This is a genomic window from Telluria sp. LT2P34 (assembly GCF_059685915.1).
Map to the genome: position 1 here is coordinate 107,262 of NZ_JCASIN010000006.1, position 19,754 is coordinate 127,015.

At 65.4% G+C, this 19,754-nt stretch carries 18 protein-coding genes; 15 read left to right on the top strand and 3 right to left on the bottom strand.

Translation table 11 applies throughout. The annotated features are described in order from the left end of the window. Positions 1-6: 6 nt before the first annotated feature. From odhB to AC56KZ_RS16365, 5 genes are all read left to right on the top strand, one after another. Complete coding sequence (gene odhB, locus AC56KZ_RS16345) at positions 7-1,266, top strand: 2-oxoglutarate dehydrogenase complex dihydrolipoyllysine-residue succinyltransferase (RefSeq protein ID WP_497163244.1); 1,260 nt, start codon at positions 7-9, stop codon at positions 1,264-1,266. 64 nt (positions 1,267-1,330) lie between these two features. Further along, positions 1,331-1,705, top strand: a complete 375-nt coding sequence (locus tag AC56KZ_RS16350) for a PspC domain-containing protein (protein WP_497163245.1) — start codon at positions 1,331-1,333, stop codon at positions 1,703-1,705. Between the two features lie 14 nt (positions 1,706-1,719). After that, positions 1,720-3,153, top strand: a complete 1,434-nt coding sequence (lpdA, locus tag AC56KZ_RS16355; RefSeq protein WP_497163246.1) for a dihydrolipoyl dehydrogenase — start codon at positions 1,720-1,722, stop codon at positions 3,151-3,153. Between the two features lie 154 nt (positions 3,154-3,307). After that, positions 3,308-4,405 carry a cell division protein ZapE gene (gene zapE / locus AC56KZ_RS16360; protein WP_497163247.1) on the top strand — a complete coding sequence of 366 codons (1,098 nt, stop codon included), beginning with the start codon at positions 3,308-3,310 and terminating at the stop codon, positions 4,403-4,405. Positions 4,406-4,450: 45 nt separating this feature from the next. After that, a complete protein-coding gene (locus AC56KZ_RS16365) occupies positions 4,451-5,152 on the top strand; it encodes a hypothetical protein (RefSeq protein WP_497163248.1) in 702 nt (233 codons plus the stop codon). 6 nt (positions 5,153-5,158) lie between these two features. Here AC56KZ_RS16365 and AC56KZ_RS16370 read toward each other — a convergent pair whose 3' ends face one another. Further along, positions 5,159-5,965, bottom strand: coding sequence for a PP2C family protein-serine/threonine phosphatase (locus AC56KZ_RS16370; RefSeq protein WP_497163249.1), 807 nt, complete (start codon positions 5,963-5,965; stop codon positions 5,159-5,161). A gap of 175 nt (positions 5,966-6,140) precedes the next feature. Between AC56KZ_RS16370 and AC56KZ_RS16375 the strand changes: the two genes are divergently transcribed. Together AC56KZ_RS16375 and yoaA are read left to right on the top strand one after the other, a co-directional pair. Next, complete coding sequence (locus AC56KZ_RS16375; RefSeq protein ID WP_056333185.1) at positions 6,141-6,341, top strand: YdcH family protein; 201 nt, start codon at positions 6,141-6,143, stop codon at positions 6,339-6,341. A gap of 59 nt (positions 6,342-6,400) precedes the next feature. Then, a complete protein-coding gene (gene yoaA, locus AC56KZ_RS16380; RefSeq protein WP_497163250.1) occupies positions 6,401-8,422 on the top strand; it encodes a DNA repair helicase YoaA in 2,022 nt (673 codons plus the stop codon). Here the strand turns inward: yoaA and AC56KZ_RS16385 are convergent, their stop codons facing one another. Further along, positions 8,423-9,397 (bottom strand): NADPH:quinone oxidoreductase family protein, encoded by a 975-nt coding sequence (locus AC56KZ_RS16385; RefSeq protein ID WP_497163251.1) that lies wholly within the window; start codon positions 9,395-9,397, stop codon positions 8,423-8,425. A gap of 175 nt (positions 9,398-9,572) precedes the next feature. Here AC56KZ_RS16385 and AC56KZ_RS16390 point away from each other — a divergent pair, with 175 nt between their 5' ends. The 7 genes from AC56KZ_RS16390 (at position 9,573) to rlmD (ending at position 18,250) form a co-directional block, all read left to right on the top strand. Next, complete coding sequence (locus AC56KZ_RS16390; RefSeq protein WP_497163252.1) at positions 9,573-10,181, top strand: toll/interleukin-1 receptor domain-containing protein; 609 nt, start codon at positions 9,573-9,575, stop codon at positions 10,179-10,181. A 7-nt stretch (positions 10,182-10,188) separates the two neighbouring features. Then, positions 10,189-12,900 carry a tetratricopeptide repeat protein gene (locus tag AC56KZ_RS16395; RefSeq protein ID WP_497163253.1) on the top strand — a complete coding sequence of 904 codons (2,712 nt, stop codon included), beginning with the start codon at positions 10,189-10,191 and terminating at the stop codon, positions 12,898-12,900. Between the two features lie 111 nt (positions 12,901-13,011). Next, the gene (gene surE, locus AC56KZ_RS16400; RefSeq protein WP_497163412.1) at positions 13,012-13,749 is read left to right on the top strand and encodes a 5'/3'-nucleotidase SurE; all 738 of its coding nucleotides are present in this window, start codon (positions 13,012-13,014) and stop codon (positions 13,747-13,749) included. Continuing rightward, positions 13,746-14,615 (top strand): protein-L-isoaspartate(D-aspartate) O-methyltransferase, encoded by an 870-nt coding sequence (locus tag AC56KZ_RS16405; protein ID WP_497163254.1) that lies wholly within the window; start codon positions 13,746-13,748, stop codon positions 14,613-14,615. Before surE ends, AC56KZ_RS16405 begins: the two co-directional genes overlap by 4 nt. A gap of 87 nt (positions 14,616-14,702) precedes the next feature. After that, positions 14,703-15,671, top strand: coding sequence for a peptidoglycan DD-metalloendopeptidase family protein (locus AC56KZ_RS16410; RefSeq protein WP_497163255.1), 969 nt, complete (start codon positions 14,703-14,705; stop codon positions 15,669-15,671). 33 nt (positions 15,672-15,704) lie between these two features. Then, entirely contained in the window at positions 15,705-16,754 is a 1,050-nt protein-coding gene (gene rpoS, locus AC56KZ_RS16415; RefSeq protein ID WP_497163256.1) for an RNA polymerase sigma factor RpoS, read from the top strand. Positions 16,755-16,900: 146 nt separating this feature from the next. After that, entirely contained in the window at positions 16,901-18,250 is a 1,350-nt protein-coding gene (rlmD, locus tag AC56KZ_RS16420; RefSeq protein WP_497163257.1) for a 23S rRNA (uracil(1939)-C(5))-methyltransferase RlmD, read from the top strand. Positions 18,251-18,313: 63 nt separating this feature from the next. On the opposite strand, the gene AC56KZ_RS16425 is transcribed toward rlmD, so the two are convergent. After that, complete coding sequence (locus AC56KZ_RS16425) at positions 18,314-19,000, bottom strand: Bax inhibitor-1/YccA family protein (RefSeq protein ID WP_497163258.1); 687 nt, start codon at positions 18,998-19,000, stop codon at positions 18,314-18,316. Positions 19,001-19,295: 295 nt separating this feature from the next. On the opposite strand from AC56KZ_RS16425, the gene ndk reads away from it, so the two are divergent. Beyond that, on the top strand, positions 19,296-19,709 hold the full coding sequence (gene ndk / locus AC56KZ_RS16430) for a nucleoside-diphosphate kinase (protein ID WP_435758156.1): 414 nt from the start codon (positions 19,296-19,298) through the stop codon (positions 19,707-19,709). Positions 19,710-19,754 lie beyond the last annotated feature (45 nt).

A 19,754-nucleotide genomic window follows, 5' to 3' on the forward strand; every position in this document is an offset into this window, starting at 1 on the left:
TTTTACATGGCACAAATCGAAGTCAAGGTCCCCCAATTGTCGGAATCGGTTGCTGAAGCAACCCTGCTGTCCTGGCACAAGAAAGTCGGCGAGCCGGTCTCGCGCGACGAAAACATGATCGACATCGAAACCGACAAGGTGGTCCTTGAACTGCCGGCGCCAAGCGCCGGCGTGATCGTGCAACTGCTGAAGGCCGACGGCGCCACCGTCGTCGCCGGTGAAGTCATTGCCGTCATCGATACCGAAGCGTCGGCCCAAACCAGCCCGCTGGCAGTCAAGGCGATTCCTTCGGCCGCCCCGAACGCACCGATCCAGGCTGCTGCCGCACCAGCGGCCGGCGGCGCGATGTCCGGCGTGGCGATGCCTGCGGCGGCCAAGATCCTGGCCGACAATGACATGAGCGCCGCCGGCATGGACGGCTCGGGCCGCGACGGCCGCGTGACCAAGGGCGACGCCCTGGCCGCTGTCGCCAACAAGCCTGCCGCTGCGCCAGCCGCCGCCGCGCCTGCGCCGGCTGCCAAGCCTGCACTCCAGCAGGTGTCCGCGCCAAGCATCAACCTGGGCGACCGTCCGGAAGAGCGCGTGCCGATGAGCCGCCTGCGCGCCCGTATCGCCGAGCGCCTGCTGCAGTCGCAACAGACCAACGCCATCCTGACCACCTTCAACGAAGTCAACATGGCCCCGGTCATGGAGCTGCGTAACAAGTTCAAGGACCGCTTCGAGAAGGAACACGGCGTCAAGCTGGGCTTCATGTCCTTCTTCGTCAAGGCCGCCGTCGCCGCCCTGAAAAAGTACCCGGTCCTGAACGCCTCGGTCGACGGCAACGACATCGTCTACCACGGCTATTTCGACATCGGTATCGCGGTCGGTTCGCCGCGCGGCCTGGTGGTGCCGATCCTGCGCAATGCCGACCAGCTGTCGATTGCCGAGATCGAGAAGAAGATCGGCGAATTCGGCCAGAAAGCCAAGGACGGCAAGCTGACCCTGGAAGACTTGTCGGGCGGTACCTTCTCGATCTCGAACGGCGGCGTGTTCGGTTCGATGCTGTCGACCCCGATCATCAACCCGCCGCAGTCGGCGATCCTGGGCATCCACGCCACCAAGGAACGCGCTGTCGTCGAAGACGGCCAGATCGTCATCCGTCCGATGAACTACCTGGCCATGTCCTATGACCACCGCATCATCGACGGCCGCGAAGCCGTGCTGGGCCTGGTGGCCATGAAGGAAACGCTGGAAGATCCGTCGCGCCTGCTGTTGGACTTGTAATCGGGGAAAACGGTAGTAAATACGGTGCTGGAAGCCTTGTTCGTGAACTTTTTGGAGGAATACCATGATCTCCGATGAAATCCGTCGCCTGCACGAATTGCACCAGGCGGGCGCCTTGAGCGACGTCGAGTTCGAACAGGCCAAGGCGAAAATCCTGGCCGGCGCGAGCGCTTCCGAGCGTATCAACCTGGACAAGAATGGCAACGCAACCAGCCACGCCTACCGGACCACGGCCGGCGAGGACCTGAACAGCCACATGAAACGCTTGCGCCGTTCGCGCGCCGACCGCTGGCTGGGCGGGGTGTGCGGCGGGCTCGCCGGCACCTACGGCATCGAGTCCTGGGTCTGGCGCCTGATCTTCACCGTATTTACCATCTTGACCTCCGGTTTCGGAGCGCTGGCCTATCTGCTGATGTGGATTTTTGTCCCAGAAGAATAAATAAGGATTAATTCATGAGTAACGAGAAACAATTCGACGTCGTCGTCATCGGCGGTGGCCCTGGCGGCTATATCGCGGCCATCCGCGCGGCCCAGCTGGGCTTCAAGGTCGCCTGCATCGACGAGTGGAGCACTGCCGCCGGCAAGCCTGCGCCTGGCGGCACCTGCACCAACGTCGGCTGCATCCCGTCGAAAGCACTGCTGCAGTCGTCGGAACACTTCGAGCACGCCGGCCATGCATTCGCCGAGCACGGCATCAATGTGTCGGGCCTGGAGCTGAACCTGCCGCAAATGCTCAAGCGCAAGGACGTGATCGTCAAGCAGAACAACGACGGCATCCTGTTCCTGTTCAAGAAAAACAAGGTGTCCTTCTTCCACGGCCGCGGCTCCTTCGCCGGCGCCGCCGAAGGTGGCTACACCATCAACGTCTCCGGCCCGACGACGGACACCCTTAGCGCGAAAAACGTGGTCGTGGCCACCGGCTCGAATGCACGCCAGCTGCCTGGCGCGGAATTCGACGAGCGCCTGATCCTGTCGAACGCCGGCGCGCTGGCCATCGATGCGGTGCCGGGCAAGCTCGGCGTGATCGGCGCCGGCGTCATCGGCCTGGAGATGGGCAGCGTCTGGCGCCGTGTCGGCGCCGACGTGACCGTACTCGAAGGCCTGCCGACTTTCCTCGGCGCGGTCGACGAGCAGATCGCCAAGGAAGCCTACAAGCTGTTCACCAAGCAGGGCCTGAAAATCAACCTGGGCTGCAAGATCGGCGCCATCACCAAGGGCGAGAACAATGTCAGCGTCGCCTATGTCGACGGCAATGGCGGCGAGCAGCTCGCCACCTTCGACCGCCTGATCATCTCGATCGGCCGCGTGCCGAACACGATCGGCCTGGGCGGCGAGACGGTCGGCCTGCAGCTCGACGAGCGCGGCTTCGTGGTCGTCGACGACGAATGCCGTACCAGCCTGCCGGGCGTGTGGGCGGTCGGCGACGTGGTCCGTGGCCCGATGCTGGCGCACAAGGCCGAGGAAGAGGGCGTTGCCGTGGCCGAGCGTATCGCCGGCCAGCACGGTCACGTCAATTTCAACACGATTCCATGGGTGATCTACACCTCGCCGGAAATCGCCTGGGTCGGCAAGACCGAGCAGCAGCTGAAAGCCGATGGCGTCGCCTACAAGGCCGGCACCTTCCCGTTCATGGCCAACGGCCGTGCGCGCGCACTGGGCGACACCTCGGGCATGGTGAAATTCCTGGCCGATGCCACGACCGATGAAATCCTCGGCGTGCACATCGTCGGCCCGGTTGCTTCCGAGCTGATTTCGGAAGCCGTCGTCGCGATGGAGTTCAAGGCCTCGTCGGAAGACATCGCCCGCATCTGCCACGCGCACCCGTCGCTGTCGGAAGCGATGAAGGAAGCCGCGCTGGCGGTCGACAAGCGTTCGCTGAATTTCTAAACCAGCGTTCTCCGTACGGTAGGGTGGGCAGGTTTCCTGCTCACGCGTTCAAACCACTTTAGCAGGCCTGCTCCATGGCTTGCATCGGCTGGTTGAACGCGTGAGCGGGGGACCCGCCCACCCTACGTTTATCTGCGGTTCGAATCAAGCACATATGAACGTCCAAGAGTTCTACCAGCACGCCCTCACCGAGCGCGGCTTCACTTCCGACCCTGCGCAGCAAGCGGCGGTCGACCGCCTCCAGCAGGCGTACGACGACTGGGTCCAGTACAAGGCCCAGCGGTCGTCCGCTTTCAAGCGCCTCATCAACCGTCCCGACGTGCCGCGCGGCGTCTACATGTGGGGCGGGGTAGGGCGCGGCAAGTCCTTCCTGATGGACAGTTTTTACTCGGTCGTCCCGGTGGTGCGCAAGACGCGCCTGCACTTCCACGAATTCATGCGCGCCGTGCACGGCCAGCTCGACGAACTGAAAGGCGTCGCCGACCCGCTCGACGAGGTGGCCAAGCGCATCGCCAGGAAATACCGTCTGATCTGCTTCGACGAATTCCACGTCTCGGACATCGCCGACGCCATGATCCTGTACAACCTGCTGACCGCCCTGTTCAACAACGGCGTCAGTTTCGTCATGACCTCGAACTACGAGCCGTCGACCCTGTATCCGGACGGCCTGCACCGCGACCGCATGCTGCCGACGATCGCCCTGTTGCAGGACAAGCTCGATATCCTGAACGTCGACGCCGGCAACGACTACCGCAAGCGCGCCATGGAGCAGGTGCAGGCGTATTACACGCCACTGAACGCGGCCTCGGACCACGCCCTGCGCGAATCCTATGCCAAGGTGGCCGACACCGCGGACGAAAACCCGATCGTGCACATCGAAAACCGCGAAATCCGGGCGCTGCGCCGGGCCGGCGGCGTGATCTGGTTCGATTTCGCCACCCTCTGCGGCGGCCCACGTTCGCAGAACGATTACCTGGAACTGGCGACGCGCTTCCACACGGTGGTCCTGTCGGGCATCCCGGCGATGTCGGCGGGACAATCGTCGGAAGCGCGCCGCTTCACCTGGCTGATCGACGTCTTCTATGACCACAAGGTCAAGCTCCTGATGTCGGCAGCGGTCGAACCGGAAGCGCTGTATACCAAGGGCGTGCTGTCGAACGAATTCCACCGTACCGTCTCGCGTATCATTGAGATGCAATCGCGCGAGTACATGCTGGCCGAACGCCGCGGCGCCGCCGCCGCGATTGCCTGACCAGTAACGAGACAAAGGAAGAAGATGTCAACAAGAGCACAGTGCATGTTGCGCAAGGCTTTCACGCTCGTCGCTTGCGGCCTGCTGGCCGCGTGCGCCTCGAATCGGGCGGCGCCCCCGAATGACGCGGTCGCGCCGACCACCTCCAAGGCCCAGGCCGCCGAACGGCTGGCCAACGTGGCCGCCGAGCGCGCCGCGATCGAGACCCGTTATGCCGCGCGCGAAGCGCTGTGCTACGAGAAGTTTTTCGTAAATAACTGCCTGGATGAAGCCAGGGAGCGCCGCCGCAGCAGCCTGGCCGTGCAGCGCGCAGTCGAGGTCGAGGCGGAATACTTCCAGCGCAAGACCAAGGTCGAGGAACGCGACCGCGCCATGGCGCAGGCCGAAGCCAAATTCAAGGCCGAAGAGCTGGCCGCAGGCGCCGCTCCGGCCGCGCCGCCCAAGACGGTCGCGCCGGTGCCGCCGCCGCGTCCGGGCGCGGCCGCCAAGCGCCTGGCCGAGCGCAATGCGCGCCTGCAGAAAGAGGCGGCCGCGGCGCCAGCCGATGCCGCCAAGCGCGCCGAAAGCGCCGCCGCTTTCGAAGAGCGGCGCCTCAAATCGGAACAGCGGCAGCGCGAAGTGGCCGTAAGAAAGGCCGAGCGCGAAGCCAAGCGCGCCGCGGCAGCGGCCAAGACCGAACGGGAAAAACAGGAGCGCGCCGCCGCGCAAAAGGCTGCCGCCGCAAAGGCGGCCGCGGACGCCCGTTAAGCCTGCCTAGTCGGCAGCCGCCGGGTGGGTGGCGGACGCGAAGCTGGCGCCGGCCTGCAAGGATGCGGACAGTTTCACGATCGCCATCGAACAATTGCCGCCTTTGCCCTGCGAGCGTTCGGCGGCTTTCTCGATCAGCATTTCGGCGGCCTGGCGCGGGGTCGAACGGCCCAGCGCCGAGGCCAGTTCGGCATCGGTGAAGAAATGCCAGAGCCCGTCCGAGCAGAGCAGGAAGCTGTCGCCCGGCGTCAATCCCGTCTGGCAGCCGACCGTGACGAAGGGTTCCTTGCGGCTGTTTCCCAATACGTTGATCAGAAGCTTCGAGCGCCGGTGATTGCGCGCGGCGTCGAGCGGCAGCTTGTCGAGCGATACCAGGTGCTCGATATACGCTTCGTCGCCGGTGCGCATGACGGGCTGGCCATCGACGAAACGGTACAGGCGCGAGTCGCCCACGTGCGCCCACGCGGCTTCGCCATGCGGCGACAGCACCAGGCCGACGAAGCTGGCATGCGATTCTTCGCCGGTGGTGACGGCGTTCATCTTGATCACGGTATGCGTTTCGGCGACGATGTCGCGCAGCAGCTGGGCCAGGCGCTCCGGGTTGGCCGTGTCGGCAGGCTTGAACTCGTCGAACACCAGGCGCGCCGTGTGCAGCACCTGGTCGCTCGCGGCGGCGCCATTGATGCCGTCCGACAGCACCGCCAGCACATAGCCCGGCGCACGTGCGCCGGTCAGCAGGGCGACCCGATCGTTCTGGCGCGGACGGTTACCGATGTGTTGCCCGGTACCGGCTTCAATCTTGAAGAGATTCATAAACTTTGATGCTTTCCGTGGCTCAGGGGCCGATCTTTGTTGGCGGCAACGTCGCTCTAGATTAAACTATGCACCGAGAAGCCCCAGAGTTGCAAGCCGCAAGAGGACTATCTGCATCCTGATACCGGCACAGTCGCCGCCCCGCCTTGTTGAAAATTCGTTTGGAACCCCCATCATGACCGATGTCCAAGACATCCAGCGCCGTATTATCGAACTCGACGTGGAGCACCGCGACCTGGACGCGGTCATTGCGATGCTGACCGCCGATGGACATGCCGACCAGCTTCAGCTGCGCCGCCTGAAAAAGCGCAAGCTGCAGCTGAAAGACCATATCACCCTCTTGAAAATGCAACTGGTGCCGGACGTGCCGGCCTGACTGTCTTCTCCCTTCGCATTCAAGCTGCTCATCCAAGTTACGCATTTAAAGCACCCATTTTGACCGATCACCTTCCTGTGCCCGGCGCCGCCCCGGCGTCTGCCGATTCAACGAACGAGGCCCCCGCTGGCAAGTACGATGCCGAGCTCGACCGCCTATTCGGCGCCGGCGGCCCGCTTGCGCCCGCGGTCGGGACCTACAAGCCGCGCGAAGCGCAAACCGAGATGGCGAAAGCCATCGCCACCGCGATCGACGGCCAGAAGGTGCTCATGGCCGAAGCCGGCACCGGCACCGGCAAGACCTTCGCCTACCTGGTCCCGGCACTGCTGTGGGGCGGCAAGACCATCGTCTCGACCGGCACCAAGAACCTCCAGGACCAGCTGTTCCTGCGCGATATCCCGACGATCCGCAAAGCCCTCAAGGCGCCGGTCTCGGTGGCGCTGCTCAAGGGCCGCTCGAACTACGTCTGCCACTACCACCTGGAACGCACGCTCCAGAACGGGCGCCTGACCTCGCGCGACGACGTCGGCCACCTGCGCGAAATCTCGCGCTTCATCAAGATGACCAGTTCGGGCGACAAGGCCGAGCTGGCGAAGGTGCCCGAGACCGCGTCGGTCTGGAACCTCGTCACGTCGACGCGCGACAGCTGCATGGGCGCCGAGTGCCAGTATTACCAGGACTGCTTCGTGATGAAGGCACGCCGGGAGGCGCAGCAAGCAGACGTGGTGGTGGTCAACCACCATCTGTTCTTTGCCGACGTGGCGCTGAAGGACACCGGCGTGGCCGAACTGCTGCCGTCGGCCAACACCATCATCTTCGACGAGGCGCACCAGCTGCCCGACACGGCCACGCTGTTCTTCGGCCAGTCGGTGTCGACCGCGCAGGTGCTGGAACTGTGCCGCGACGTGCTGGCCGAAGGCCTGGCGCATGCGCGCGGGCCCGACTGGGCGAAAGTCGTCACCGTCGTCGAAAAGGCGGCGCGTGACCTGCGCCTGACTTTCCCCGAGGGCGGCACGCGCCTGTCGCTGCTGCAGGTGCCGCCGGCGTCAAGCTTTTTCCCCGCGCTCGACAAGCTCAAGGAAGAACTCGACGGCCTGGTCGACGTGCTGGAAGAGCAGGCGCAGCGCGCCGAAACGCTGGAAGCCTGCCGCGTGCGCGCCGTAGAACTGAAAGCGGCCTACGAGGGCTGGAAGCCGGACGCCAAGGGCAAAGTGGTGGAGGGCGACGAGGCCGTGCTGTGGGTCGAGGCCTTTGCTTCCTCGCTGCAACTGCACCGCACGCCGCTGTCGATCGCACCGATTTTCCAGAACCAGCGCGAGGGCACCCCGCGCACCTGGATCTTCACCTCGGCCACGCTGGCGGTAAAAAACGACTTCAAGCATTTCTCGGAACAGATGGGCCTGACCGGCGAGCCGGCCATGACCTGGCCGAGCCCGTTCAATTACGCGGAACAGGGCGTGCTCTACGTGCCGCTCGGGCTGCCGGAACCGAATTCGATGGGCTATACCGATGCCGTGGTCGACCATGCCTTGCCGATCATCGAGGCCGCGGGCGGGCGTACCTTCTTCCTGTGCACCACGATTCGCGCGGTGAACCGGGTCGCCGAACGCCTGCGCACCGAGTTCGCCGAGCGTGGACTGGCGTTTCCGCTGTTCGTGCAGGGCGAACGCGGCCGCACCGAGCTGCTCGACTCGTTCCGGAACGCCGGCAACGCGGTGCTGGTGGGCAGCCAGAGTTTCTGGGAAGGCGTCGACGTGCGCGGCGAGGCGCTCTCGCTCGTCATCATCGACAAGCTGCCCTTCGCCCCGCCGGACGACCCGGTGCTGGCCGCGCGCATTGAAGTGATGGAAAAGCAGGGCATGAACGGCTTCATGCACCACCAGCTGCCGGAAGCGATCATTACTCTCAAGCAGGGCGCCGGCCGCCTGATCCGCGACGTCGACGACCGCGGCGTGCTGATGATCTGCGACCCGCGCCTGATCAGCAAGCCCTACGGCCGCCGCATCTGGCAGAGCCTGCCCCCGTTCAAGCGGACGCGGGTGCAGCAGGAAGTGCTGGATTTTTTCAAGCCGGCGGATTGATCACGGATTGATCACGACCTTGCCCGTGACCTTGCGCTCGGCCATGTCATTCAAGGCCTGCGCCGTATCGGCCAGCGCGTAGCGCTTCGACACCAGCGGCTTGAGCTTGCCCTCGGCCATCCACCCCAGCATGTCGCGCATCGCGGCCAGGTTCTTCGCTGGCTCGCGCCGCACGAACTCGCCCCAGAACACGCCGACCACCGATGCGCCTTTCAGCAGCATCAGGTTCCACGGCAGCTTCGGAATCTCGCCGGCCGCGAAACCCACCACCAGCAGCCGCCCGCGCCAGGCAATCGAGCGCAGCGCCGGTTCGCTGTAGGGGCCGCCCACGGGATCATAGATCACGTCTGGCCCTTTGCCGCCGGTGGCCGCCTTCAGCGCCTCGCGCAGGTCCTCGCTCGTGTAGTTGATCAGGACGTCGGCGCCGTGGGCGCGGCACACGGCCAGCTTGTCGTCGCTGGAGGCGGCCGCGATCACGCGCGCCCCCAGGGCCTTGCCGATCTCGATGGCGGCCAGCCCGACGCCGCCCGCCGCGCCCAGCACCAGCATCGTTTCGCCGGGCTGCAGGGCGCCGCGGTCGACCACGGCGTGGTGCGAGGTGCCGTAGGTGAGGGTGATGGAAGCGGCGGTGTCGAAGTCCATTTCGGGCGGCATCGGCATCAGGGCGTCCGCGGGCGCCAGCGCCTGCTCGGCAAAGGCACCGGTGCGGGTGAAGCCGATCACCCGGTCGCCCGGCGCGAAGCCTTGCACGCCGTCGCCGACGGCGCGCACCACGCCGGCGAATTCGTTACCGGGCGTGAATGGCAGGGGCGGGCGCACTTGGTATTTGCCCTGCACCGTCAGCACGTCGGGAAAATTCACGCCGGCCGCGCGCACGTCGACGACGACTTCGCCGCTGCCTGGCACCAGGTCCTGCAAGTCCTGCAGCACCAGCATGTCGGGCGGACCCCAGTCCGTGCAACTAATAGCTTTCATGACATCTCCTATGAGCAATGTTTAAAAACGGCCGAATTATGCCTGACGGAACGCAAACGCCGCATGGCGCGTGATGAGGCCGGCGCGTTTGTGCGCCCGCAAAATGGCGGGGTTTTGGAACGCTAGAGTCATGCATGCACATCGCATTAGTGGGCCTTGAATGGGGGAAATGGCAATGGCGATAAGGTACGGCTGTTTCTTCAGTTATGCCCACGGGCGACACGACTTGATGAACCGGTTCAAGAGCGCGCTGGCCGATGCGTTGCGCTGCTATCTGGAACCCTATTTCGACAACGAAGACGAACTCTTCATCGACACCGAACAGCTTGGCGGCGGCGACGACCTCGACCGCAAGATAGCGCGCGCGATGTGCGAGAGCGTCTGCATGATTCTCATCTACACACCCAAATACGAAGCGCACCCCTACACCCGGCGCGAATACGCCGGGATGCGCCAGCTCGAAGCCGAGCGCAGCCAGTGGTACACCTTGCCGAGCCACCTGATCATTCCGGTCATCATGACCCAGCATCCGGATCGCCTGCCGCCGCAGATTGCGAATTCCACTTTCTACGTCGATTTTTCGCACTTCACGATGGCCACCGCCGACCTGAAATCGAACGGCGATTTCCTGCCCGATATCGACCGGATCGTGAAACGCATCGCGACCCATTACCAGTACCAGAAAATGTACATGCCGGCTGATCATGATTGCAACCAATTCGTGCTCCCTGATGTCCCACCGGAGTGGCGTGCCGTCCCGGACCTGACCTTTCCAAAAAAATGAGGAGCCCATGGAAATCAACCGCATCACGCTTCCCCCCATCAGCGGCCCCGGTGAAGTGACCACCTTTTATTCCTTCGAAAACGGCGCCGCGCGCAGCCTCGCGCTGGCCGACGCCGCGGTGCTGCTGGCGAGCCGCCAGAATGCCACCGTGCCGGTGCTGATGATCGACTGGGATACCGAGGCCCCCGGCCTGCATCACCTGTTTCCCACCCGCGACGAGCGCTACGAGAGCGAGGGTCCGGACCAGGACATGCCGCGGCCGGACAGCGCCCGGCCCGAGCCCGGCCGTGCAGGCCTGCTCGAATACTTCGAAGCCTGCCGCGAGCAGCTCGAGTCGCTCGGCCGCAGCTGTCCCGACCTCGATCACGAGGAACGTGCGCGGCTGGTGCTCGAGGCGATCGATTGGGAAGCCTATGTCGAACGGGTCGACCAGAGCCGCACCCTGTACCTGATGCGCGCCGGCTGCTTCGACGACAGCTATGGCGAGCGCGCCGACCGCATGGACTGGGACGGGCTGTTCGCGGCCTGCCCGGCGCTGTTCCGGGCCTTCGCCGGGCACCTGACGCGCCACTTCCGGCATGTGCTGATCGACTGCCGCGGCGGGCGCTCGGCCGGCGTGAGTGTCTGCACGACGCTGCTGCCCGACCGCCTGGTCGGCCTGTTCACGCCGAACGCGCGCAGCCTCGATGGCCTGGCCGGGGTCGTGACGCGCGCCATCGACTACCGCTGCAGCCACGAGGAAGCGCAGCATCCGCTGCTGGTGTATCCGCTGCCTTGCGGCGTCGACAGCCTCGACGCCGAGCGGCGCATGCTGTGGCGCCGCGGCGACCCGCACAAGGGCAGCGTCGGCTACCAGGCCGTGCTCGAGCAATTGCTGCGCAGCTGCTACGGCCTGTCCCAGCCCTCGCTCGACAGTTACCTGAACGAAGTGCAGCTGCATGGCGCCGTCGCGGCCGGGGCCGCCGAGCACCTGGGCGCCGCGCCGGAACGCGACGCCGACCGCCTGTCGCAAACGCGCGCCATCGAGGCGCTGCTCGGCTGGGCCGCGGCCGGGCGCTTCCCGTGGCAGTCGCGCGCCGAACTCGACCTGGCGGACGCGGTGGACGCGGCGCGCGCCGCCCTGGCCGCCGGCGAGCGCCACGGCGTCCGGCCGCACGGAGCGCTGCATGCCAGGGAAGGGCTCGATGCAAATAAAGCGCTCGATGCAAAGAAAGCGCTTGATCCCAAAGAAGCGCTCGATGCGAACGCCGCGCTGCTGGCGCGCGAGCTGATGCGCCTGGGCGAGCTGCACCACCATGGCTCCCGCCTGGCCCAGGCCCACGGATGCGTGTCCGAAGCACTGCAACTGCGCGTGCGCCTGCTGGGCGACGAACATCCCGACACCCGCGCCGCCCGTGCCGCACTGGCTGGCATCCTGCGCGACGGCGGCCGGCTGACCGAGGCGCAGCAGCAGTTCGAGGCTCTGCTGGAACACTGCATGCACGCGGCCGGGGCCGACCATCCCGAAACGCTGGCCGCAAAATCCGGCCTGGCATCGACGCTGGCCCAGCTGGAGCAGTTTTCCCGCGCCCTGGCGCTGCGTGAAGAGGTCACCGAGGCCTGCGAGCGGCTGTATGGCCCGGGCCATTTCGCCACCCTCGACGCCCTGGCGGGCCAGGCGCGCACGCTGGCCGCCCACGGCGAGTACTCGCGGGCACGCATGCTGTACGAGCGCGTGCTCGAGGGCCGCCAGCGCGTGCTCGGCACCGAGCACGAAGACACCTTGCGTTGCACCGGCTCGCTGGCGGCCCTGCTGCGCGACATGGGCGACCTCGGCAACGCGCGCAAGCTGCAGGAGCTGGTGCTGAAGGTGCGCGAGCGCCGTCTCGGGCCGGATGCGCCGGTGACCCTGCAGGCGCGCGAGGCGCTGGCCGAAATTTTCGCCGCCCAGGGTGATCTCGGCGCGGTGCGCGACATGCAGCAGTCGCTTGCCGCGGCCCGGGCGCGCCGGCTCGGAGACGACCATCCCGACACCCTCGGCGTGATGCTGCGGCTGGCCTCGACACTGAGCCAGCAGGGCGAGCTCGAGGAGGCAAGGCAATTGCAGCAGCACGTCGTCAACCGGCAGGAGCGCTTGCGCGGCATGGACGACCACGAAACGCTGCGCAGCAAGCGCATGCTCGCCGAGACCCTGTCGAGCCAGGGCCACAGCGGGGCGGCGCGCCGGCTCGAACAAAGCGTGGAGGAGGGCGGCAACCGCTTGCAGCAATTGCGCGCCATGTCGGCCGGGCTGTTCGACACCGACGGCCTGCCGCATGCGCCTGGCATCGCCGCCGCCGCTGCCGGCGCGGCTTCCGGCGCCGGCCCCGTGCCCGCGCCGGCCGGCGCAAGGCCGGCTTCCATTGCTGGCCCTGGCGCGCGCGCGCCGCGCGTGACCCTCGGCCCGCCGGCCCCGATCGAGGCGATCGAAGCGATCGAGCACAGGCTTGGCCAGCTGCGCAAACTGGTCGACGCCGGGCGGACGCACGAAGCGCGCCAACTCGCCGACAGCCTGCGCGAGGCCATCCTGCGTCCCACCGTCGCGCAGCCCTTGCGGCGGCGTGGCGTGGCGCTGATCAAGCAGGTCTACCTCGATGATGGCGACAAGGATGCCTTGCTCGCCTTTGCCGAGGACGAAGTCGCCTCGCTCGAGGGCGCGCTGCTGGAGGCGGCGGGCGGGCGCCCGCTGGCCTTGCGTTAGCGGGGCAAGCTGGTGCGGCGTCGTGCCGCGACAACGGCGCCGTGCCCCGCAGGCCAAAAATTGTCTATGCCGGACACGCGATGAAAGCGTTGCTTCAGGTAAAATCGCGTGATGCGAATTCTTATCAGTAACGACGACGGCTACCTGGCCCCAGGTATCAACGCCCTGGCCGAGGCCCTGGCGAACGTCGCCGAAATTATTGTGGTCGCGCCCGACAGCAACCGCTCGGGCGCGTCGAACTCGCTGACACTCGACCGTCCGCTGTCGGTCAACCGCGCCGCCAACGGTTTTTATTATGTAAACGGCACGCCGACCGATTGCGTCCACATCGCGCTTACCGGCATGCTCGACGCGCTGCCCGACCTGGTGGTTTCCGGCATCAACAACGGCCAGAACATGGGCGACGATACTTTGTATTCCGGTACCGTCGCGGCGGCGACCGAAGCCTTCCTGTTCGGTATTCCGGCAATTGCCTTTTCACAAGTCAATCATGGCTGGGAGCATCTCGATGCCGCCGCCAGGGTGGCGCGCGATGTCGTGCTGCGCGGCTTCGACGTGCTCGCGTCGCCTTACCTGCTGAACGTAAACATTCCCAACCTGCCCTATGAGGCGATGGGCGCGCTGACGCCGACCCGTCTCGGGCGCCGCCACCAGGCCGAGCCGGTGATCCGCACGCAAGACCCGCGCGGGCGCGAAATCTTCTGGATCGGCGCACCCGGCGCCTGCCGCGACGCGGGCGAGGGCACCGATTTTCACGCCGCCGCCAACGGGCTGGTATCGATCACGCCGCTGCAGGTAGACCTGACGCACAAGCCCCAGCTCGAGCTGCTGACGCGGGGCCTGGCATGAACGATACTCCGGAGCGCAAGACCTTCCCGCTGCCGCTGTCGTCGGTCACGGGCGGGGCGCGCAAACCCGGCACCCCCGCGCTGGTTGCCACGCCCCAGACGGCGACCCGCAACGCCGCACGCGCGGTCGGCGGCGCGCCGCTGCCGCAACACCCGCAACCCGGGCCAAAGCTGCCCGGTTATGCGATGCCTGCCGCGCCCAGCGCTCCGGCGGCCCAACGCTCCGACCTGATGGCGACCGAGGCAATCCGCCGCGCCATGGTCGCGCGTGTCGCGGCGCAGGGCGTGCGCGACCCGGCCGTGCTGGCCGCCCTCGAAGCCGTGCCGCGCCACCTGTTCATCGAGCCGGCGCTGTCCGGCCAGGCGTATATCGATGCCTCGTTGCCGATCGGCCACCACCAGACGATTTCCCAGCCTTACATCGTCGCCCGTATGATCGAGGCGATGCGTGAAGGCAGGGGCAGCATGGAGCGCGTGCTCGAGATCGGTACCGGTTGCGGCTACCAGGCGGCCGTGCTGGCGCGCCTGGCGGGCGACGTCTATTCGATCGAACGCATCAAGCCCCTGCATGAGCTGGCCAAGGCCAATCTGCGGCCCCTGCGCCTGCCCAATCTGCGCTTGCACTACGGAGATGGTATGCTCGGGCTCGCGCAGGCTGCCCCTTTCGATGGCATCATCCTTGCCGCGGCCGGAATGGAAGTGCCGCGCGCCCTGCTCGAACAGCTGGCCATCGGCGCGCGCCTGGTGGCCCCCGTCGGTGGCCAGGTGCAGCACCTGCAGCGCATCACCCGCACCGGCAAGTCCGAGTGGGCCAGCGAAACGCTGGAAGCCTGCCATTTTGTCCCCTTGCGTCCGGGCATCGTTTAATGAATTTGGTGAGCAGCAGTTCAGTACCGAATGGGTACTGATGCACCACCGCAGCGCCGCCCCTGACCGAATACTTCGTAGATGAGAATGAAACAAACACCCCGCTTAGTCGTTTTGACCCTCACCTTTGGCCTGATTGCCGGCCTTACTACCGGCTGTACCACCTCCACCCGCCAGGTCCCGATCGTCGAGCGCCCGGTCGGATCGGGCGCGCAGTCGCGCGCGCCGGCCCGCGCCGAACAGCCGCGTCCTGATGCCAAAGGCACCTACACCGTGCGCCGTGGCGACACCCTGCTGCGCATCGCACTCGACCATGGCCAGGACTATCGCGAGCTCGTTACCTGGAACAGCCTGCGCGACCCGGACGACATCAAGGTCGGCCAGGTGCTGCGCGTGGCGCCGAACGAGCGTGCCGAGCGCAGTATTGAGCGCAACTCCGCGGTCGTGACCCAGCCGGTGCCGATGCCGCCGGAAAATCGCCAGGCCGCGCCGCGCAAACCCGCGCCACGCCTCGACAAGCGCGACAGCGATGTGGCCGAGGCCCCACGCGACAGCAAGTCCGGCGACAAGGCCGAGACCGTGGTTGCCGCGACCAACGCCGCCGCCACGGCGCCGGCGCCGGCCGTTGCCGCCGCCTCGGGTGCCGCCGCGCCCCGGATCGGCGCCACCGTGACCGCCCTCGACGACGAAAAATTGAGCTGGATGTGGCCATCCGACGGGCGTATCGTGGCAACTTTCGACGAAGGCAAGAACAAGGGTATCGATATCGCCGGGCGCGCGGGACAGCAAGTCATGGCGGCAGGCGCCGGCAAAGTAATGTACGCTGGCAGCGGCATCCGAGGTTATGGTAACCTCGTCATCGTTAAGCACAGCAACAGCTTGCTGTCGGCCTATGCCCATAACCGCGCCATTGTCGTGAAAGAAGGCGACAACGTGGCCAAGGGCCAGGTAATCGCCGAAATGGGCGATTCCGATGCCGACTCGGTGAAGCTGCATTTCGAGATTCGCCAGCAGGGCAAACCGGTCGATCCGTCGAGGTTCCTGCCCAGCCGTTAAAGCGCGTGAAAAAACGCGTTCGTAGAGAGGGCCATGACGTTGCCGCCAGAATCCCAGGACCACGACGTTTCCGACGAACCGCCCGATGAACTCGATGGCGTTGGCGCGTCGGCCGAGGACGACGAATACGGCGCCGTCGCAGCATGCGATGGCGCCGATGTCGGCGCCGGGGGCGGCGCAATCATGCCGGGCGCCAGTGTCGAGGTCGACAGCGTCGACGAACTCAAGAAGGTGCTGGCCGCCGAACTCTCGACCGATACCACCCAGCATTACCTGAATCAGATCGGCACCCGGCCGCTGCTGTCGGCCGCCCAGGAAGTGCATTACGCCACCCTGGCCAAGGCGGGCGACTTCCAGGCGCGGCAAAAAATGATCGAGCACAACCTGCGGCTCGTCGTCTCGATTGCCAAACACTACATCAACCGCGGCGTGGTCCTGCTCGACCTGATCGAGGAAGGCAACATCGGCCTGATGCGCGCGATCGACAAGTTCGAACCCGAACGCGGTTTCCGGTTTTCCACGTACGCCACCTGGTGGATTCGCCAGAGCATCGAGCGCGCCATCATGAACCAGGCCCGCACCGTGCGCCTGCCGGTGCACATGGTGCGCGAACTGAACAGCGTGCTGCGCGCCAAATACCACCTGGAGGCGCGCGACCACGACGGCAAGGATGCGCGCGTCGAGGACATCGCCAGCCTGGTCGGACGCCCGGTCGAAGAGGTGCAGGACATCCTGGCCCTGTCCGAACATGCCGCTTCGCTCGACGCGCCGCTCGACAACGACCCCGGCTCGAGCCTGATGGACATGCTGCCGGGCGAAGCCGACGATGCGCCGGACATGCGCGCCGAACAGCACGAAATGACGGTGCTGGTGCGCGACTGGCTCACGCGGCTGCCGGAAAAGCAGCGCCTGGTGGTGATGCGCCGCTTCGGCCTGGACAATGACGATCCGGCAACGCTGGAGACCCTGGCCGAGCAAATGGGCGTGACGCGCGAGCGGGTACGCCAGATTCAGCAGGAAGCGCTGGTCAAGCTGAAGCGGGCGATGGCGGCCCGTGGCGTGGTGCGTGATTCCTTGTTATGATGCCGCCGGTCTCGTGAGTCGGTAGCAGGCCGACGTCACGTCAATTTACCCCCTGATCCGCTTTCCGCTGCTCATGCTGTCGCGTGGGCGCGGGTGCCCACCCTACATGTACGATTCTGCATGGGCCATGTGCCCGCCCATATTCAATGCAAGAAACCTTTATCGAAATTAAGTCTCTCGACGCGGACGCGCGCGGCGTCGGCCACCTCGAGAACGACGATGGCTCGCAGGGCAAGGTGGTCTTCGTCGAAGGCGCGCTGCCGGGCGAACGCGTCAGTTATGAAGTCACCCGCAAGAAAAAGAATTGGGAAGCGGGGCGCATGCTCACGCTCAAGCGCGCCTCGTCGATGCGCATCGAGCCGCGTTGCCAGCACTTCGGCTATTGCGGCGGCTGCTCGATGCAGCACCTCGAGCCGACCGCGCAGGTGGCCATGAAGCAGCGCACGCTGGAAGACAACCTGTGGCACCTCTCGAAGGTCAAGGCCGAGAACATCATGCGCCCGCTGCACGGCCCGACCTGGGGCTACCGCTTCCGGGCGCGCCTGTCGGTACGCTGGGTGGCGAAGAAGGAGACGGTGCTGGTGGGCTTCCACGAGCGCGCCTCCGCCTTCGTTGCCGACATCACCTTTTGCCACATCCTGCCGCCGCACCTGGGCGGCATGCTGGTGCCGCTGCGCGAACTGATCGGCGCGCTGTCGATCTATTCCCATGTGCCGCAGATCGAAGTGGCGGTCGGCGAGGAAAGCACCGCGCTGGTGCTGCGCATCATGGCGCCCTTGAACAAGAAGGACGAAGAGCTGCTGAAGGCCTTTGCCGACACCTGGGGCATCCAGTGGTGGTTGCAGGCGAAGGGGCCCGATTCGGTGGTCCCGTTCTATCCCCTCGCGCCGGAGCTGTACTACACCTTGCCCGAATTCGGCGTGCGCATGCCCTTCAAGCCGACCGATTTCACCCAGGTGAACCACCAGATCAACCGCGCCCTGGTGCACAAGGCCCTCGGCCTGCTCGACGCGAAGCCGGGCGAGCGCGTGGCCGACCTGTTCTGCGGCCTCGGCAATTTCACCTTGCCGCTGGCCACCCAGGCGCGCGAAGTCGTCGGCATCGAGGGCAGCACGACCCTCACCACGCGCGCGCTGGAGAACGCCAGGGCAAACGGCTTGTCCGCCAAGACCAGCTTTTTCACGCGCAACCTGTTCGAAGTGAGCGCCGGCCATCTGGTCGCGCTGGGCCGTTTCGATCGCATGCTGATCGACCCGCCACGCGACGGCGCGATCGCGCTGGCCGAGGCCCTGGCCGAGCTGCGCGAAACCGGCAGGGCTGAATTCCTGCCGCGGCGCATCGTCTACGTTTCCTGCAGCCCCTCGACCATGGCGCGCGACGCTGGCGTGCTGGTGCATCGCGCAGGCTACGTGATGAAAAAGGCCGGCGTGGTCAACATGTTCCCGCACACCTCGCACGTGGAATCGATCGGGGTGTTCGACTTGCCGGATGCATGAACGCGGGTGCATGAACGAAAAAAGCCGACCCGCAGGTCGGCTTTTTTATTCCGGCAACGACAATCAGTCGTCGCCACCCATGATGCCGAGCAGGCGCAGCAGGGCGGTGAAGACGTTGAACACGTCCAGGTAGATCGCCAGCGTGGCGGTGATGTAGTTGGTCTCGCCACCGGTCACGACGCGGTTCACGTCGTACAGGATGAAGGCCGAGAACACGCCGATCATCAGCACCGAGATCACGATCGTCAGGACCGGCAGTTGCAGGAAGATGTTGGCCACGATCGCCAGCAGGATGACGACGGCGCCGGCCGTCAGCCAGCTGCTCATGCCCGACAGGTTCTTCTTGGTCGTGGTGGCGATGCTCGCCATCACGGCAAACACGACCGCGGTGCCGCCGAAGGCGGTCATGATCAGGCTGCCGCCGTTCGAGTAACCGAGCGTATGGCGCAGCAGCGGCGTCAACATCAGGCCCATGAAGAAGGTAAAGCCGAGCAGCACGAACACGCCGATCGCCGATTCCTTGGTTTTCTCGATCGCGTACATGAAGCCGAAGGCAATCGCCATGAAGATGATGAAGCCCATGAAGCCGCTGAACATTGGCAGCTGCATCGACACGCCGACAAAGGCGCCGAGCACGGTCGGGATCATCGACAGCGCAAGCAGCCAGAAGGTGTTGCGCAGGACTTTGTTGCGCGCGACCTGGCCTACGGCCACGTCGTAAGCGGGTTGCTTTTGCAGACTAGGGTTCATGTTGCCTCCGGTTGGATATAAATAATGCCACACAAAGCATAGCACGGCGCGGGCGCATGGGAAACCGGCCTTAAGTGATCCATAAGGCTGATCCACCAGCGACCGGCAGCTGCCAGGCAAGCGCGGCGGTGACACGTCGTCAGCCACGTTGACAGGGCCGTTTTTCGCCGCCACTCTAGCACTTTGCCTGCCCTCGCCGCAATATCGGCTATATGGGGAGAGGTATGGTAAAATCAAAGGTTGATTGAGTTCCCTTCTTCTCGATTTAAACCTTTCTTTTTATTGGAGTTTTTACATGGCAATCGAACGCACCCTGTCGATCATCAAACCAGACGCAGTTGCAAAAAACGTGATCGGCCAAATCTACAGCCGCTTCGAAGGCGCTGGCCTGAAGATCGTCGCCGCCCGCATGACCCAACTGTCGCGCGAGCAGGCTGAAGGCTTCTACGCTGCCCACAAAGAGCGCGGCTTCTTCAAGGACCTGGTCGACTTCATGGTGTCCGGCCCTGTCATGATCCAGGCCCTGGAAGGCGAAAACGCCGTCCTGAAGCACCGCGACCTGATGGGCGCGACCGATCCGAAGAAGGCTGAAAAAGGCACGATCCGCGCCGACTTCGCCGATTCGATCGACGCCAACGCCGTCCACGGTTCGGACGCTGTCGAGGCTGCACAAGTGGAAATCGCTTATTTCTTCCCAGAAATGAAGTAATCAGTAATACGCATCAAGAACCGCTCGCCCGATGCCCCGGGCCTG

Bases quoted from the DNA above. Each gene is read 5' to 3' on its own strand.
- odhB (WP_497163244.1), top strand. From the start codon at position 7: ATGGCACAAATCGAAGTCAAGGTCCCCCAATTGTCGGAATCGGTTGCT.
- AC56KZ_RS16350 (WP_497163245.1), top strand. From the start codon at position 1,331: ATGATCTCCGATGAAATCCGTCGCCTGCACGAATTGCACCAGGCGGGC.
- lpdA (WP_497163246.1), top strand. From the start codon at position 1,720: ATGAGTAACGAGAAACAATTCGACGTCGTCGTCATCGGCGGTGGCCCT.
- zapE (WP_497163247.1), top strand. From the start codon at position 3,308: ATGAACGTCCAAGAGTTCTACCAGCACGCCCTCACCGAGCGCGGCTTC.
- AC56KZ_RS16365 (WP_497163248.1), top strand. From the start codon at position 4,451: ATGTTGCGCAAGGCTTTCACGCTCGTCGCTTGCGGCCTGCTGGCCGCG.
- AC56KZ_RS16370 (WP_497163249.1), bottom strand. From the start codon at position 5,965: ATGAATCTCTTCAAGATTGAAGCCGGTACCGGGCAACACATCGGTAAC.
- AC56KZ_RS16375 (WP_056333185.1), top strand. From the start codon at position 6,141: ATGACCGATGTCCAAGACATCCAGCGCCGTATTATCGAACTCGACGTG.
- AC56KZ_RS16385 (WP_497163251.1), bottom strand. From the start codon at position 9,397: ATGAAAGCTATTAGTTGCACGGACTGGGGTCCGCCCGACATGCTGGTG.
- AC56KZ_RS16390 (WP_497163252.1), top strand. From the start codon at position 9,573: ATGGCGATAAGGTACGGCTGTTTCTTCAGTTATGCCCACGGGCGACAC.
- AC56KZ_RS16395 (WP_497163253.1), top strand. From the start codon at position 10,189: ATGGAAATCAACCGCATCACGCTTCCCCCCATCAGCGGCCCCGGTGAA.
- surE (WP_497163412.1), top strand. From the start codon at position 13,012: ATGCGAATTCTTATCAGTAACGACGACGGCTACCTGGCCCCAGGTATC.
- AC56KZ_RS16405 (WP_497163254.1), top strand. From the start codon at position 13,746: ATGAACGATACTCCGGAGCGCAAGACCTTCCCGCTGCCGCTGTCGTCG.
- AC56KZ_RS16410 (WP_497163255.1), top strand. From the start codon at position 14,703: ATGAAACAAACACCCCGCTTAGTCGTTTTGACCCTCACCTTTGGCCTG.
- rpoS (WP_497163256.1), top strand. From the start codon at position 15,705: ATGACGTTGCCGCCAGAATCCCAGGACCACGACGTTTCCGACGAACCG.
- rlmD (WP_497163257.1), top strand. From the start codon at position 16,901: ATGCAAGAAACCTTTATCGAAATTAAGTCTCTCGACGCGGACGCGCGC.
- AC56KZ_RS16425 (WP_497163258.1), bottom strand. From the start codon at position 19,000: ATGAACCCTAGTCTGCAAAAGCAACCCGCTTACGACGTGGCCGTAGGC.
- ndk (WP_435758156.1), top strand. From the start codon at position 19,296: ATGGCAATCGAACGCACCCTGTCGATCATCAAACCAGACGCAGTTGCA.